The sequence below is a fragment of the Prescottella sp. D32 genome, from assembly GCF_037287305.1.
Lineage (GTDB): Bacteria > Actinomycetota > Actinomycetes > Mycobacteriales > Mycobacteriaceae > Prescottella > Prescottella equi.
Window position 1 is genome coordinate 601,918 of record NZ_JARBSW010000002.1, and the last position, 15,406, is coordinate 617,323.

19 protein-coding genes are annotated in these 15,406 nt (G+C 68.1%); 16 read left to right on the plus strand and 3 right to left on the minus strand.

The features are described 5' to 3' along the window. The first annotated feature begins 7 nt into the window (after positions 1-7). From PSS76_RS12465 to PSS76_RS12475, 3 genes are all read left to right on the plus strand, one after another. Entirely contained in the window at positions 8-817 is an 810-nt protein-coding gene (locus PSS76_RS12465) for a glutaminyl-peptide cyclotransferase (RefSeq protein WP_081183263.1), read from the plus strand. 87 nt (positions 818-904) lie between these two features. Continuing rightward, positions 905-2,650 carry an MFS transporter gene (locus PSS76_RS12470; RefSeq protein ID WP_064057939.1) on the plus strand — a complete coding sequence of 582 codons (1,746 nt, stop codon included), beginning with the start codon at positions 905-907 and terminating at the stop codon, positions 2,648-2,650. Between the two features lie 15 nt (positions 2,651-2,665). Further along, positions 2,666-3,175: a DUF2771 family protein gene (locus tag PSS76_RS12475; RefSeq protein WP_005515094.1), complete on the plus strand. Its 510-nt coding sequence runs from the start codon at positions 2,666-2,668 to the stop codon at positions 3,173-3,175. A 76-nt stretch (positions 3,176-3,251) separates the two neighbouring features. Here PSS76_RS12475 and PSS76_RS12480 read toward each other — a convergent pair whose 3' ends face one another. Then, positions 3,252-3,665, minus strand: a complete 414-nt coding sequence (locus tag PSS76_RS12480) for a cold-shock protein (RefSeq protein WP_084922623.1) — start codon at positions 3,663-3,665, stop codon at positions 3,252-3,254. A gap of 235 nt (positions 3,666-3,900) precedes the next feature. On the opposite strand from PSS76_RS12480, the gene metA reads away from it, so the two are divergent. From metA to PSS76_RS12530, 10 genes are all read left to right on the plus strand, one after another. Continuing rightward, the gene (gene metA / locus PSS76_RS12485; protein WP_005515096.1) at positions 3,901-4,815 is read left to right on the plus strand and encodes a homoserine O-acetyltransferase MetA; all 915 of its coding nucleotides are present in this window, start codon (positions 3,901-3,903) and stop codon (positions 4,813-4,815) included. A 103-nt stretch (positions 4,816-4,918) separates the two neighbouring features. Next, positions 4,919-5,695 (plus strand): cyclase family protein, encoded by a 777-nt coding sequence (locus PSS76_RS12490; protein ID WP_064057938.1) that lies wholly within the window; start codon positions 4,919-4,921, stop codon positions 5,693-5,695. Then, entirely contained in the window at positions 5,692-7,347 is a 1,656-nt protein-coding gene (locus PSS76_RS12495) for a thiamine pyrophosphate-binding protein (protein ID WP_084845616.1), read from the plus strand. Before PSS76_RS12490 ends, PSS76_RS12495 begins: the two co-directional genes overlap by 4 nt. Positions 7,348-7,663: 316 nt before the next feature. Further along, the gene (locus PSS76_RS12500) at positions 7,664-8,188 is read left to right on the plus strand and encodes an alternate-type signal peptide domain-containing protein (RefSeq protein WP_084845617.1); all 525 of its coding nucleotides are present in this window, start codon (positions 7,664-7,666) and stop codon (positions 8,186-8,188) included. Between the two features lie 4 nt (positions 8,189-8,192). After that, entirely contained in the window at positions 8,193-8,738 is a 546-nt protein-coding gene (locus PSS76_RS12505) for a hypothetical protein (protein WP_064078567.1), read from the plus strand. Between the two features lies 1 nt (position 8,739). Next, positions 8,740-9,378, plus strand: a complete 639-nt coding sequence (locus PSS76_RS12510; protein WP_064078568.1) for a signal peptidase I — start codon at positions 8,740-8,742, stop codon at positions 9,376-9,378. 13 nt (positions 9,379-9,391) lie between these two features. Next, entirely contained in the window at positions 9,392-9,988 is a 597-nt protein-coding gene (locus PSS76_RS12515; protein ID WP_064078569.1) for a SipW-dependent-type signal peptide-containing protein, read from the plus strand. Between the two features lie 7 nt (positions 9,989-9,995). Beyond that, positions 9,996-10,589 (plus strand): signal peptidase I, encoded by a 594-nt coding sequence (locus PSS76_RS12520; RefSeq protein WP_064078570.1) that lies wholly within the window; start codon positions 9,996-9,998, stop codon positions 10,587-10,589. Then, a complete protein-coding gene (locus tag PSS76_RS12525; RefSeq protein WP_139810562.1) occupies positions 10,586-11,764 on the plus strand; it encodes a RodZ family helix-turn-helix domain-containing protein in 1,179 nt (392 codons plus the stop codon). The genes PSS76_RS12520 and PSS76_RS12525 overlap by 4 nt, the downstream gene beginning before the upstream one ends. An 87-nt stretch (positions 11,765-11,851) precedes the next feature. Further along, positions 11,852-12,451, plus strand: coding sequence for an alternate-type signal peptide domain-containing protein (locus PSS76_RS12530; RefSeq protein ID WP_236723225.1), 600 nt, complete (start codon positions 11,852-11,854; stop codon positions 12,449-12,451). A gap of 114 nt (positions 12,452-12,565) precedes the next feature. Here PSS76_RS12530 and PSS76_RS12535 read toward each other — a convergent pair whose 3' ends face one another. Then, a complete protein-coding gene (locus PSS76_RS12535; protein ID WP_005515111.1) occupies positions 12,566-13,195 on the minus strand; it encodes a hypothetical protein in 630 nt (209 codons plus the stop codon). Between the two features lie 115 nt (positions 13,196-13,310). On the opposite strand from PSS76_RS12535, the gene PSS76_RS12540 reads away from it, so the two are divergent. The 3 genes from PSS76_RS12540 to PSS76_RS12550 all read left to right on the plus strand — a co-directional run bounded on the left by PSS76_RS12540 (position 13,311) and on the right by PSS76_RS12550 (position 15,106). Beyond that, positions 13,311-13,550 (plus strand): hypothetical protein, encoded by a 240-nt coding sequence (locus PSS76_RS12540; protein WP_005515113.1) that lies wholly within the window; start codon positions 13,311-13,313, stop codon positions 13,548-13,550. Positions 13,551-13,561: 11 nt separating this feature from the next. Further along, the gene (locus PSS76_RS12545) at positions 13,562-13,966 is read left to right on the plus strand and encodes a YccF domain-containing protein (RefSeq protein ID WP_013415021.1); all 405 of its coding nucleotides are present in this window, start codon (positions 13,562-13,564) and stop codon (positions 13,964-13,966) included. A gap of 507 nt (positions 13,967-14,473) precedes the next feature. Beyond that, positions 14,474-15,106, plus strand: coding sequence for a resuscitation-promoting factor Rpf1 domain-containing protein (locus PSS76_RS12550; protein WP_081121461.1), 633 nt, complete (start codon positions 14,474-14,476; stop codon positions 15,104-15,106). Positions 15,107-15,175: 69 nt separating this feature from the next. On the opposite strand, the gene PSS76_RS12555 is transcribed toward PSS76_RS12550, so the two are convergent. Beyond that, positions 15,176-15,364 (minus strand): hypothetical protein, encoded by a 189-nt coding sequence (locus PSS76_RS12555; RefSeq protein WP_031937314.1) that lies wholly within the window; start codon positions 15,362-15,364, stop codon positions 15,176-15,178. Between the last annotated feature and the right edge of the window lie 42 nt (positions 15,365-15,406).

The following is a 15,406-nucleotide window of genomic DNA, read 5'->3' on the forward strand; positions in this document are numbered from 1 at the left end:
TGGGCGGGTGAATCTGCGTAGCACCCCCGTCCGGGCCGCGGTCGCGGTGTCCGTGGCGGCCGTCGCTCTGCTCACCGGCTGCTCGGGCGGCACCCCGCCGGCGGGCGCGACGATCGCCGAACGGATGCACCCGGAGATCGTCCGCGAACTTCCCCATGATCCGTCCGCGTTCACGCAGGGCCTGGAGATCTCCGACGGCACCCTGTTCGAGAGCACCGGACGGGTGGGGCAGTCGTGGGTGCGGGCGACCGCGCTCGACACCGGCGTCGAGCAGGCCCGCGCCGACCTGTCGCGGCCGATGTTCGGCGAGGGGATCACCGTCGTCGGCGACACGGTGTGGCAGATCACGTGGAAGGACGGGGTCGCGATCGAACGCGACCGCGACACCCTCGCGCAGCGCCGCACCGTCGACTACGACGGCGAGGGCTGGGGGTTGTGCACGCAGCCCGACCGGCTGGTGATGAGCGACGGTTCCGACGCGCTCACCTTCCGCGATCCCGAGACGTTCGCGGAGACGGGGACGGTCGACGTCACGCTCGACGGCCGGCCCGTCGACAAGCTCAACGAGCTCGAGTGCGCGAGCGACGGTTCGGTGTACGCGAACGTGTGGACCACCGACACGATCGTGCGGATCGATCCGGCGACTGGTGTCGTGACGGGCCGGATCGACGCGGCGGCATTGAAGGACGCGCTGCCGGCGGACGAGCGGGGCGGCATCGACGTGCTCAACGGCATCGCTCAGATCCCCGGCACCGACCGGTTCCTGGTGACGGGGAAGCTGTGGCCGCGCATGTTCGAGGTCCGGTTCGTCGCCTGAGCGCGTCGCGCCGGGCGCCGACACGTCCGAGCGAGCAGGAACGGACCGCCCGTGTCGTGCATTGTCCGGGGACTAGGACAGAATTGAGTGGTGACCGGACCCCGCGACCCCCACGACGCCCCTCGGCGTGGGCCCCACCCGCAGGATCCTTCGACGCGACGTCACCCCGGTTTCGAGAACTATCCGCCGTCGCAGCGGGTCAGCGGGCGTAGGGCACCGCTGCCACCCCTGCATCCGGTGGACCGGTCGGCACGCACCGAGCGCATCGAGCAACCCACCGAGCGTTTCGCGTCGCCGCCGGCCGAAGAGACCCGCCGGATGGACGTCCCCGCGGATGATGCGGCGAACGGGGCCCGCCCCGAATCCCCCGAGCCTCCCGAATCCGCCGAGGCCGACGCCCCCAAGCCGCGCCCCATGCCGCGCAAGCTGACGGTGACCCGGGTCGCCGCGATGCGTGGCCGTGAACTCACCAACAAGGGCATCGCCACGTTCCGGCGGGCGGCCACCGCGGACGGCGCCGACAAGTCGGGGCTGACCGCGCTCACGTACGCGGTGATGGCGAACTTCGCGACCGACGCGACGGTCGCCGTCGCGCTCGCGAACACCCTTTTCTTCTCCGCCGCGACCGGCGAGGACAAGACCAAGGTCGCGCTGTACCTGCTGATCACGATCGCGCCGTTCGCGGTGATCGCGCCGCTCATCGGGCCGGCGCTGGACCGTCTGCAGCGGGGGCGGCGGATCGCGCTGGCGTCGTCGTTTGCGCTGCGCACGCTGCTGGCGATCGTGCTGGTCTTCAACTTCGACAGCTGGGCGCTGTACCCGTGTGCGCTGGGCATGATGGTGCTCAGTAAGTCCTTCGCGGTACTCAAGAGCGCGGTGACGCCACGCGTGCTGCCACCGGAGATAGACCTGGTGCGGGTCAATTCGCGACTGACGGTGTTCGGCCTGATCGGCGGCACCATCGGTGCAGGCGCCCTCGCCGGCGCCCTCGCGTTTCTCACCGGTTCCACGGGTGCGCTGTGGTTGACCGTCCTGATCACCGCGTTCGGTGCGTACCTGAGCATGCGGATCCCGGCGTGGGTGGAGGTCACCGAGGGCGAGGTGCCGGCCAAGCTCGCATTCCACGGGGACGACTCCCCCACCGAACGGATCGACGCGGCCGCCGTCGCGGGCGTCGCCCCCGACAAACGCCGTCAGCCCCTGGGCCGCACCGTCGTCACCGGGCTGTGGGGCAACGGCACCATCCGGGTGCTCACCGGCTTCCTCACGCTCTACATCGCGTTCGTCGCCAAGGCCAACACCGACCACGCCGCGGTCATGCAGGCCGCGATGCTGGGTCTGGTCGGTGCCGCGGCGGGCATCGGCAACTTCGCCGGCAACGCCGCAGGCGCCCGCCTCGAACTGGGCCGTCCCGCGATGATGGTGGTGCGGTGCACCATCGCCGTCACCGTCGTCGCGATCCTCGCCGCGATCACCGGGAACCTGCTCACCGCGGCGCTCGCCGCGCTGGTGGCGTCCGCGGCCAGCGCGCTCGCGAAGGTGTCGCTCGACGCGTCGCTGCAGCAGGACCTGCCCGAGGAGTCCATCGCGTCCGGGTTCGGTCGGTCCGAGACCGTGCTCCAGCTCAGCTGGGTCGTCGGCGGCGCGATGGGCGTCCTGCTGCCCACCGAACTGTGGATCGGTTTCACCGTCGTGTCGGTGGTGCTTACGATCGGGCTGGTACAGACCGTGCTGACGTATCGCGGTGGCTCGCTGCTACCCGGCCTCGGCGGCAAGCGCCCCGAGCACGTCGACCAGGAGACCACCGTCGGCCACAGCCCTCGTGCCGACTGATACACCGAACGAGAAATGGACTTGATGATGCAGGACCGGACGAAGAAGATTCTTGCGCTGATCGCCGCGGTGGTGATCGTCGCGGCTGCCGGTCTGGCCGGAGTTGTGGCCTACCTCGTCGGGCAGTCGGAGGAGAAGCTGCCGACCATCACGGCGTACTCCAAGCAGGAGACCGCCACCGTCGTGCCCGGGTTCTGCGATCCGTCGCTGCAGTGCGAGGGCCTCGAAATCGTCGAGCTGCACGTGCCCGAGGGCTACCCGCTGCAGCTGTCGCTGCCCAAGGAGATCGCCGATTCCGACTGGCGTCTGAACGTACAGATCGGCAACCCGAAGACCGGTGAGATCTACGAGGGCTACCGCGACTACAAGCCCGGCGACGCCTGGGCCGTGACCGTGCCCGGCGCCCCCGGCGAGCAGCTGATCAGCGCCATCATCCAGCTCCCGGCCCAGGGCGGCCTGGCCCCGGTGTGGGCGCTGCAGACGATGCCGCTGCCCGGCGGCGGTGTGGTCGCCCCCGCCTCCTGATTCGAGGCCCCGACCGAAACGGGCGCCCTCCGGTGATGATCACCGGAGGGCGCCCGTTTCGCGTCGCGTGGACGACTCAGCTGTCGAGCTCGCGTGCGACGGCGCGCACCACCTCGGAGATCCGCTGCGCGGTCTTGCGGTCCGGGTACTTACCCTTGCGCAGGTCCGGCTGGATCTTGGCCTCGAGCAGCGTGATCATGTCCTCGACCATGCCGTGCAGTTCGTCGGGCGAATGCTTGCGGGCCCCGGCGTCCTTGCGCGCCCCACCGTTCTGGCGCAGCGTCGGGGCCGGCTCGAGCAGCTGGACCTTGAGCGCCTGCGGACCGCGGCGTCCGGCGGCCATGTCGAATTCGACGCGCTGACCGGCCTTGAGGCCGTCGACGTCGCCGGGCAGCGCGGAAGCGCGGACGTAGACGTCCTCCCCTTCTTCCTGGGACAGGAAGCCGAAACCCTTCTCGACGTCGTACCACTTCACCTTGCCGGTAGGCACCGTGTTCACCTGCTCATCTGCCAGCCGCACTCCCCGTTGAGCGCGCGCGTGTATCTATGCAAAACAACGCGCCCCACTCGGATTGCGGGACGCGTGAATGCCCGAGTGTACCCGCCCCGCCCGGTCACAGGCATCCGCGTTTCGGGCCGCAGGACGCGTGGGCGAGGGTCCGGCATGTGGGTGTCGGAAGCGCCGGCCCCTGCCTCGAACCGGCCGCCGACTATGCTGCTGGGCGATGCCTGTCAACGTGCCGCGCGACCTTCCCGCCAGGGCCATCCTGGAGGCGGAGCGAATCTTTGTCATGTCCGACGAGCGCGCCGGACATCAGGACATTCGCCCCATGCGGATCGCGATTTTGAATCTGATGCCGCTGAAGGTCTCCACCGAGACGCAGCTTCTACGGTTGCTCAGCAACAACCCGCTGCAGATCGAGATCACTCTGCTGCACATGGCCAGCCATGTCTCGCGTACCACCTCTGCCGAGCATCTCGAATCGTTCTACTCGACTTTCGACGACGTGGCCCACATGCACTTCGACGGGCTCATCGTCACCGGGGCGCCGATCGAGAAGCTCGACTTCGAAGACGTCGACTACTGGCCGGAGATGACCAAGATCCTCGACTGGGCCCGCGGCGCCGTGCAGTCGACCCTGCACGTCTGCTGGGGTGCGCAGGCGGCCCTGTACCACTACTACGGCGTCGGCAAACACGAAGTCCCACAGAAGATCTCCGGTGTGTTTCCCCACCGGCTCACCGGGGTGCAATCTCCGATCGTCACCGGGTTCGACGACGAGTTCCTGGCCCCGCACTCACGGCACACCGACGTCCACGCCGCCGACATCGAGGCCACCGGCGAGGTCGACGTGTTGGCGGTGAGCGACGAGGCCGGGGTCTACCTGGCCGCCACCCCGGACGGCCGCCAGGTCTTCGTGACCGGGCACCCCGAGTACGACGCGGACACCTTGGCACGCGAATATCGCCGCGACAGCGCGCAAGGACTGCCGATCGCGGCGCCCGCGCACTACTTCCCCGGCGACGATCCCACCGCGAGCCCGCTCAACCGTTGGCGCGGTCACGGGCACCTGCTGTACTCCAACTGGCTCAACTACTGCGTCTACCAGGAGACCCCGTTCCTTCCCGGCGACGTCTGACCGGCTGAGGCCGTCCCGCAGTTCGGCGACCAGGTGGTCGGTCCGTTCGCTGCGTGCCCGATACTGGTGCGCACGGACTTTCGACGACAGTGAGGACCACGCCGTGACGACGCTCGACGACCTGCTCACCAAGATCGGTTCCAAGAGCATCGAGGTGCTCGACCTCACCGCGCCGCTGAGCTCGGAGACGCCCGTCCTGCATCTGCCGGAGCCGTTCGCGAACACCATCCCGGCACGTCTGGAGACGGTCAGCAACTTCGACGACGACGGGCCGGCGTGGGCGTGGAACAACCTCCACACCGGCGAGCACACCGGCACGCACCTGGACGCGCCGACGCACTGGATCACCGGCCGTGACGGCGCCAGCGTCGACCAGATCCCGCCGGAGCGGCTGATCGGGCCGGTCGCTGTCGTCGACGTCACCGCCGAGGTGGAGCAGAATCCGGATTTCGTGCTCGAGGTGGAGCACCTCGAGGCGTGGGAGGCCGAGAACGGCCCGCTGCCCGACGGCGCGTGGCTGATCCTGCGCACCGGGTGGGGCGAACGCGGCAGCGACCCGGTGCGCTTCGCGAACGCCGACGCCGACGGCCCGCACACGCCCGGCGTCTCGGCGGCCGCCGCGAAATGGCTCGCCGAGCAGAGCCCCATCACCGGTCTCGGCGTCGAGACGGTCGGCATCGACGCGGGCATCGCGGCCGGCTTCGAGCCGATGTTCCCGGCGCACTACTACCTGCTCGGCAACGACAAGTACGGCCTGACGCAGCTGCGGGGCGTCGACAAGCTGCCGACACTCGGCGCGGTGCTGGTGGCCTCGCCGCTGCCGATCGTCGGCGGCACCGGCAGCCCGGCCCGAGTGTTCGCGCTGGTCGAACGGGCATGAGTTCCACCGCCGCCGGTTTCACTGTCGCGCAGTTGGTGGGCGCCACCCTCGCCGAGCTCGGGGTGGGGCACGCGTTCGGGGTGGTGGGCAGCGGCAACTTCGCGGTCACCAACGCGCTGATCGCGGCGGGGGTGCCGTTCGTCGCGGCCCGGCACGAGGGCGGCGCGGCGACGATGGCCGACGCGTACTCGCGGCTGTCGGCGCTGCCGGCGGTGGTCACCACTCATCAGGGCTGCGGGCTCACCAACGCCGTCACCGGGATCGGTGAGGCCGCGAAGAGCCGCACCCCGCTGATCGTGCTCACCGCCGACACTGCCGGTGCTGCCGTGCGATCGAACTTTCGGATCGACCAGGATGCGTTGGCGCGCAGCGTCGGTGCGGTGGCCGAACGGGTGCATTCGGCGGCGTCGGCGGTGGCCGACACCGTCCGCGCCTACCGCACCGCGGTCCGCGAGCGGCGGACCGTGGTGTTGAGTCTGCCGTTGGACGTGCAGGAGCAAGCCGCCCCGCAGTCGTGGGCGGTTCCGCTGCTGCCGCCGATCCAGCGGGTACACCCGGACGCGGACGCGTTGACGTCGCTGGTGGCACTGCTCGAGCAGGCACAGCGGCCGGTGTTCGTGGCCGGGCGCGGCGCCCGAGACGCCGGACCGCAGATCGCGGCGCTGGCCGAGCGCACCGGCGCGCTGGTCGCGACGTCGGCGGTGGCCAACGGTTTGTTCGAGGGAAACCCGTTCTCGCTCGGGATCTCCGGCGGCTTCTCGTGCCCGCTCACGGCGGAGCTGATCGCCGGCGCCGACCTGATCGTGGGCTGGGGTTGTGCGCTGAACATGTGGACGATGCGGCACGGATCGCTGATCGGCGCCGACGCCACCGTCGTACAGGTGGACGTCGAGGACGCGGCGCTGGGCGCGAACCGGCCGATCGATCTGGGAGTGCTGGGCGACTGCCGTGAGACCGCCGCCGCAGCGGTCGCGGCTGTCGGTCCGGCGCGGGCCGGCTACCGCAGCGACGAGCTGCGGGAGCGTATTGCGGCGCACGGCCGTTGGAACGACATGGTGTTCGACGACCTGTCGACCACGTCGACGATCGACCCGCGCGTGCTGTCGCGGGAGCTGGACGCGATTCTGCCGCGCGAGCGCACGGTGTCGGTGGACTCCGGCAACTTCATGGGCTACCCCAGTGCGTACCTGCGGGTGCCGGACGAGTTCGGCTTCAACTTCACGCAGGCCTTCCAGTCGATCGGACTGGGATTGGCGACGGCGATCGGAACGGCGCTGTCGCAACCGGATCGGATCCCGGTCGCCGCGCTGGGCGACGGCGGCTTCCTCATGGGGATCTCCGAACTGGAGACGGTGGTGCGGCTGGGACTGCCCATGGTCTTGGTGGTCTACAACGACAGCGCATACGGCGCGGAGGTCCACCACTTCGATGCGCCGGGCACCGACCATTCCGCAGTCACGTTCCCGGACAACGACATTGCGGCGATAGCCCGTGGGTACGGGGCGGAGGCCGTCACGGTACGGTCGGTCGCCGACCTCGACGCCGTGCGCACCTGGGTCGCGGGGCCGCGGAATCGGCCGCTACTGATCGATGCGAAGGTCAGTTCCGACGGCGGCGCGTGGTGGCTGGCCGAGGCGTTCAAGGGGCACTGACCAGCCGTTTCGTAGGCAGTTTCGCGCACTTCCGGTGACTGAACCGATCCCGGACAAATTTCCTTCTGGACGATTGACCAGTTTTGCCTTCAACAAGGTCTCGGGAGTGCTACAACTTACTCCGGCACCGCGCGGGGGCAGTGCCAAACGTTCGACTCAGCTCTGCATGTTCTGCCATCTCTGCCAGCGCCGGACGAGCGCCGACCAGGTTGTCGTGTGTGAAACAAAGTTTTGACTGGTCCAAGTGTCTGTACGCCGACGCACCACCCTTGCAACGACCCCTACCCTCGGGGCCAGAAGAAACGAGAACACCCGCATGAACAAGAAGACCAAGGGCGCAATCGCCGCCGGCGCTGCTGCAGCCCTCCTCGCCGGTGGTGCCGGCACGTTCGCGCTGTGGAGTGACACGGAAACCGTGACTGGCGGCACCATCAACTCCGGCACGCTGGAGTTCGTCGGTACTACCGCCGCCGGCACTTGGTACGACGGGGCCACCGCGATCTCTGACATCGCCAACTACCGGATCGTCCCCGGAAAGACGCTGACCTACAAGGCATCGCCGACCATTCACGCTGAAGGCAACAATCTCTCCGCAAAGGTGACCGCCAGCGCTGGCGCTGACGCTACGGGCGCTCTCCTTCCGCACCTCACCATCGGCACGCCGACTGTCACCGGCACAGGTGTCGGCGCCGGGGGCGTCATCACTCCCCAGGCTGCCAACCAGACGGTCGAGGTCTCCGTTCCGGTCACCTTCAAGAGCGACGTAACAGGAACGACCGGCCAGGGCGCTCAGGCTGTCCTGTCGACGATTACGCTGACCCTCGAGCAGACCAGCAGCTAACACCGTGTCGAAAAACCACCGTTGGTGGGCGCTCGCAGCGGTGCCGGTCGTTGGGCTGATTCTCTTTTCAGCCCAGCAGACCGGCGCCCTGTGGAGTGACACCGAAAGCCTCCCCGGCGGCACCCTCACCGCCGGCACCCTGGAGATCGGCGTCGGCGCCGGCGGCTCGAGCAGTTCCGCCTTCACCCTCGACGGCTTCGGCAAGACCGGACTTGCCGAGGGCGGATACTCACAGACGCCGTTGACCGTCAAGAACTCCGGCGACATCCCCACCCGGTACCGGCTGGCCGGTGTAACGCAAACCAACGCCTCCCTTCCCTTGACCCTGGACGTGTGGCGAGTTGCGAGCGAGTCGGCCTGTGGCGCCACCGGGACTCCGACGGGCACCTCGCTCTACTCCGGACCCATGAACGGTGCAAGCATCGCATCGTGGCAGACGCTGGCGGCGGGCAGCACCGAAGTGCTCTGCCTGCGTGGCACTGTCGGCTCGGGCGCGGGCCCCGGTATGAGTTCGACCACCCAGTTCACCTTCGACGCGAGCCAGGTCTGACGTGAGGCAAGCAGCCGAACCCGACGATCAACCGGCCACCGTATGGTGGTGGGTCAAGTCGGTCGTGTCCTGGCTGCTGCTCATCGCGATGGTCGGCCTTCTGGCCCTGACCATCGTGATTCCGCGGATCACCGGTTCGACGCCGTACACGGTGTTGACCGGGTCGATGGAGCCGACGTACCCGCCGGGCACCCTCATCGTGGTCAAACCGCAGGCCGCCGAGACCCTCGGCGCCGGTGACGCGATCACCTTCCAGTGGGAGTCCGGCAAGCCGGATGTGGTCACGCACCGCATCACCGCGGTGCAGTACACCGCGGGCGGCGAACGCCGGTTCACCACTCAGGGTGACGCGAACTCGTCACCCGACGAGAGGCCCGTTGTGCCCGAGCAGATTCGCGGCAAGGTCTGGTACGCGGTTCCGTACGTCGGGTACATCAACAACTACATCACCGGCCAGCAACGCTCGGTCCTCGTCCTCGTTGTCGTCGGCGCCCTGCTGACCTACGCGGTGACGATGTTCGTCAGCTCCGGCCGGGACAAGGCGCGCCGGCGCGGTCGGCAGGCACCGGACACCGACGACTCAGCCGTGACAGCCGTCATTCCAGCGGTCGACGCGGACGCGTCAACCGCAACGAAGTAGGAAGGGCCTCTTCATGTCTCGCCACGAGATCACGACCTCGACCCCCACCGTCGGTGGACGTGTCCGCCGGGTCCTGGGCGGCGGCCGGGTGCGCGCCGCACTCTCGCTCGGCATCGTGCTCGGACTCGGCTCGGTCGGCACCCTGGCCGCCTGGAGCGATACCGCCACCGCGACGTCCGGGGAGTTCCGGACCGCCACGATGAACTTGGAAGTCGGCCCGAGCGGCACCAGCAGCAAGAACTACACGTTCAGCGGCCTCACCAGTTCCGGCCTGCTGCCCGGCACCACCACCGAGGCCACGCTTCCCCTCCAGAACAAGGGTGAGCTTGCCCTCAACTACTCGATGACGGCGAATGCCACCGGCAACGCGGCTGTGGCGGGGCAGATCACGATCAGCGTGTTCGCCGGTACCTGCTCCGGGAACGCTCTTGCAAGCAGCGCCTTGTCCACCACGAGTGCTACAGCGTCGCTGATCCCGACGCCCAGAGCCATCACGGCAGGCGGCACCGATACCCTGTGCATTCGGGCTACCGCGGGCAACAGCCTGACGAAGGCGATGCAGAACCAGTCGATCAACGTGGTCTTCACGTTCACCGCCACGTCGGTGTGAGGCTGCGATGTCCGAGAACGCCGTCACTACACCCAGCGCGCCGTCATCGGCCGCCCACAAGGCCCGCGAAGTCGCGCTCACCGTCGGCGCGGTCGCGGGGCTGATCTGCATCGTCGCAACCGTGGCCGCGCTGTTGTTCGACGTCAAGCCGCTGATCTTCCGCTCGGGCTCCATGTCGCCCGCGATCACTACCGGATCGATCGCGCTCGCCCGCACCGTGCCGGCGACGGACCTCACCGTCGGTGACGTCGTCAGTGTCGAGAACGCCCAGGGAACGCGTATCACGCACCGCGTGTACGAGATTCAGCAGCAGTACGGGGACACGTCCGTGGTCACGCTCAAGGGCGACGCCAATACCGAACCCGACGTCGAACCGTATGCGATCACCGAAGCCGACCGCGTCTTCTGGAGCGCCGGCGGTCTCGGCTATGTCGCGGCGTGGCTGTCCAGTTCTACCGCAATCTTTCTCGGCGGCGCCCTCGTCGGGGCGCTGCTCGTGATCGTCGCGCGCCCGTCACCGGGCCGCCGCGCCGACATCCAATCCGATGCCACCGATCAGGACAACGAAATGCACCACGGGGGAAGGACTCAGACACCGTGACCACACAGCTCCCGCCTGACCCCGAGCAGACCACGCCGTCTCGCCGATTCACGCTGCGGTCCACCCGTCCCGCCCTCGCACTCGGTGCTCTGGCGCTGTCCGTCTTCGGGCTGTCGCAGATGACCGGGACCAGCGCCGCTTTCCAGGACACCGCAGCGGCGACCAGTGGTGCGCTCACCGTCAGTGCGAATGTGCTTCCCGCCGTTGCGTCGATGTCGGCCGGCAATCAGGGCTCCGGCGGCACTCAGTGGTGCGAGCTGTCGTGGCCGCACCGCGGCTACCCGTACATCTATCGCACTGAGGTGTACCTGAACAACACCGGCTCACCCGTTTGGACCGGCGACCAGGATCCTGGGGTAAGTGCACCTGTGGGCACTATCGTCAAACGTGGCGTCGGCTCGGATGAAACGACGTATCACTTCACACAGACTCGCTCGTTCACGGCACGCGTCTACACGGTCAACCGTCTGACCGGCGAGAAGTCCACCGACTGGCGTGGGCAGCAGATTCGGCGCCGGGCCGCCTATTTCGAAGGTACCTGCAACGGCGCCGACCAGAGCATCAGCGGAGCGAGCCTGACCGTTGGCCTCGACACATTCAAAGCACAAACAGCTCCGCCGAACGAGGGTGAGTTGGCTACGCCGACTCCGACCACACAGACGGCAGCACCGACCACGATCACAGCAACGCCCAGCATCACAGCAACGCCCAGTACCACTTCGGCAGCCACGCCCTCGCGGTCCTCCCAGCCGACCACGACCACGAGTGCTCCGACGCAGTCCGCTGCCCCCACATCCACCACAGCGCCGGGCATTACAACTGCCCCGAGCACGACTGCTGCCATCCCGACCCCGACCAGTACAACCTGGACCGCTCCCGCCGATACACCGTTGGGCGCTCCACAGCGTTCTCCGTCACTTGGCTACTCGGCAAAGCTCGTGACGTCGTCAGGGACTTCGCAGACGGTGCTCCTCATCGAGGATTCGAGCGGTGACGAGGTGGAGCGCATTCCGGTTTCGGCGTCGGCCAACTTCGAGTGGGATTCGTCCACAGACACCCTGTGGATCGTGGAGGGCGGCCAACTGTACAAGGCGTCCGGCAGCACGTGGTCCAAGACCTCAGCAGACCCGACGTCCAGCGACGTGCCGGCAGACATCGCGGCCCTGGTCGAATAACGCCACGCTGCGCCGGAATCCGATCCGGCGCAGCTCAATCACCGTCGGGCCGTGGAATGTCGCACGAGGGGAATGGAAGACAATCTGATGAACACACAGACGAGGGCGTTCAAGGCCACAATCGCCGCGGTAGCGCTCGGCTCGACGCTGACATTGACCGCCTGCGACTTCGGCAGCCTCGGTAGCGGAAGTGCCGGCGGCGCAACCACCACCACGCCGTCCGCACCCACCACAACGGCTCCCCCGACGACCATCGGTGGCGGCGGCAACGGATCGGGCTCGCTCTCGATCACCCAGGTCACCGCGCCTACGTGGAGCGATCAGAACGGCCCGATCGACATCTCGACGTTCCGCATCGTCCCCGGTGACGTTCTCACCTACCGGGGCAGCTACCGGATCAACCTCGCCGGGACCGACCTGAAGGCGCGCCTCACCGCGGACAACATCACCTTCACCGGCGGCGGCCAGCTCAAGGGCAAGCTGCAGCCTCAGGTGACCGCCACCATCGGCGGCACCGTCGTCCCGGGTGGACCCACGGGCATAGTCGTCACCCCTACCCAGAACAATGCGATCGTCGACGTGGCAGCCAAGTTCACGTTCGATCCACAGACGTCCGGCATTGTCGGACAGGCAGACTCGGCGAACTTCGCGGACTTCCGCGTGCGCCTCGAGCAGGTCATCTCCTAGTTCCGCACAGACTCGAGGCCACCGACGGACCCCCTCCCAGCGAACGGGCGGCTGTCCGACTATCGGCCGGAGCCGTGCCGAACAACCGCCCGTTCAGGGTCGGGTAGAACGAAATCAGGACGCGAGGCTGCCCGAGCTACCCGCGCCGGCGAAGAGGCAGGACAGCGAGCCCAGGGAACCGCTGGGGACGCAGCCGGGATCGGGTAGCTCACCCGGGGTGAAGCCGACGGACCAGCGGGGATTGACGGTGCCGTTCTGCGCCTGGTTGCCGGCGTCTGCGGGCATACCGCTCACCAGATCGATGGACGCGACCGCGCCGGGCGCGAGGTGCACCCGGCCGATCTCCGTCAACGGCGCCACGGCGCCACCGTCGGTCAGCGTCACCGGCGTGCCGGCCGTGCCGTCGACGTCCACACGCACGCTGGCGATCATGTCGGGCGACACCTCGTACTCGCCCACCGCGAAGCCGGCCCAGCCCGCCACACCGGAGGCGTTGCGCACCTTGAAACTGGTCTTCAGCTCCTCGCCGGGCACCAGCAGTCCGTTGTTCCACGTGATCTTCTCGGTGCCACCCCACGTGGTCCCGCCGTCGGACGAGTACTCGACCGTCGCGGGCTCGTCGGCGCGCGCGACGGACGGCACGACGATCACGGCGAGGGCCGACAGGAAGAGGGCGAGCAGCACGGCGCCCAGGATCTTGCCCGGCACCGAGAGGCCTCCGGACACACGGGTGATTGCGGTCATTTCGCGGAGCCTAGGGCAGCAAACCTGGCCAAGCGTCCAATTCGGCGATATTGGATGGATCACGCGAGACGAACTGCGGTACACCACGCGACGACCGGTGGCCTACCGTTGTGTTGTGACGAAAGAATCGAACCGCAACGACGCCGGCGCCCCCACCGAGTCCGGCAAGGGACTGTTCTATGCGGCAGTCGTCAGCTTCCTGATCGGCATCGCGGCCATCGTCGCCATCTTCTTCGTCCACTCGCTCTCCGAGGGCGACCCGGGTCTGGTTCTCTACTTCCTGACCCTGGCGTGCCCGCTCGGCTTCGTACTCGCCGTCGCCTACGCCCTTCGCTCCGGCCGCCGGAGCCGCTGAAAGGAACGATCATGAGGATCCTGCTGAACATCATCTGGCTGATCTTCGGCGGCCTGTGGCTGGCGCTGGGCTACTTCCTGGCCGGCCTCGTCATGTGCATCCTCATCATCACGATCCCGTTCGGCATCGCCTCGTTCCGGATCGGCCTCTACGCGCTGTGGCCGTTCGGCAAGACCGTCGTCGACAAGCCGACGGCGGGTGTCGGCTCGCTCATCGGCAATGTCATCTGGCTGATCCTGGCGGGCATCTGGCTCGCGATCGGACACATCGCGACCGCCTTGGCGATGGCCATCACGATCATCGGCATCCCGCTGGCGATCGCGAACTTAAAGATGATCCCGATCTCGCTGATGCCGCTCGGCAAGGAGATCGTCGACGTCGGGTCCCGCGATCAGGCCCAGTGGGCGCCCGCCTGACACCGCACCGCCCTCCCGGTCCGTTCCGAATTCTGAGACGAGCCTGCGGTATACCTGTGATCTCGCTCACATTACGCGGCGATAACGGGGCGGTGTCGGTCCGTGACCGTCCGGCGCTCGGCGCGACTAGCTGGGGATAAGCCGTCTCAATCGAATCCCGCACGCGAACAACACAAGACGCGCCGCGTTATCAACCGGTGACATTGAGCGGCAAATTCTCGTACCGTCGTTTTCGGCCGCAACCTCGGCCACCCCGGGCCCGCCGCGCCAAACCCCGTCCAGTGGGCCCGGAAGTACCCACGAACCATCCATGGACGGGGACGGGGGACCCAAGGTCCTCCGGGGAAGCAAGTCCCGAACGAGGGACGACCCCGCAGGCATCGGGAGAGCGATCTCCCTGGGGGTGAAGCCAGACCCGCTCCATCCAAGAGCGGCGAGGCCGGGCGACCTCTCAGTCCGAACCCGACAGCTGACCTCGCAGGCGCGTGCGGAGAGGAAACGACCGACATGAGCGGACGCCATCGCAAGCCGACCACCACCGGCCGCACCGTCGCCAAGGTCGCCGTCACCGGCGCCATCATGGGCGTGGGCGGCGTCGCCTTCGCCGGCACCGCCAACGCGGCGCCCGATTCCGACTGGGATCGCCTGGCGCAGTGCGAGGCCAGCGGCAACTGGGGCATCAACACCGGCAACGGCTACCAGGGCGGACTGCAGTTCTCGCCCAGCACGTGGACCGGCCACGGCGGCGGCCAGTTCGCCGCCACCGCGGACAAGGCCACCCGTGAGCAGCAGATCGTCGTCGCCGAGCGGGTGCTCGCGTCGCAGGGCTGGGGCGCCTGGCCGTCCTGCTCCTCCAAGCTCGGTCTGAGCAGCGCGCCGTCGCAGCGCAGCGTCCCGGCTACCCCCGCGCCGGCCCAGGTCACCCCGGCTCCCGTCGCCACCACCCCCGCGGCCCCGGCCGCTCCCTCGGCCGTGCAGGCCGCCTTCGCCGGCATCGATGCGCTCCTCGACGCCGCCGCGAACAACGGCATCGTCATCCACCAGGACGTGCTCAACGCCTACGACGCCGCCAAGTCGTTCGACTTCAACCAGGTGGCCATGCAGAACATCGCCGGTATCGCGAACCAGTCGCAGAGCTGAGATCGCCCCACCCGGAACAGCGAACGGGCCCCTCACCATCGGTGAGGGGCCCGTTCGGTTGTGTGTGCGTCAGCGGTTGATCACGGTGTGCGGGTGCACGTAGGGCAGAGAATCCACCGGAAGGGGGAACTCCGTCTCCTCGCCGAACGGCGAGAGGTTGCCGGCACGACTGGAAGACAACTCGGTCACCGCGTGATCTCCATCCGCAGTTTCCGGCCACCCTGGATCGACATAGCGCTTCTTCGAATTGTTAGCCACGCGCCCATTTTGACAGGAGTGCGAAGCGCGGTACAGCCCAGG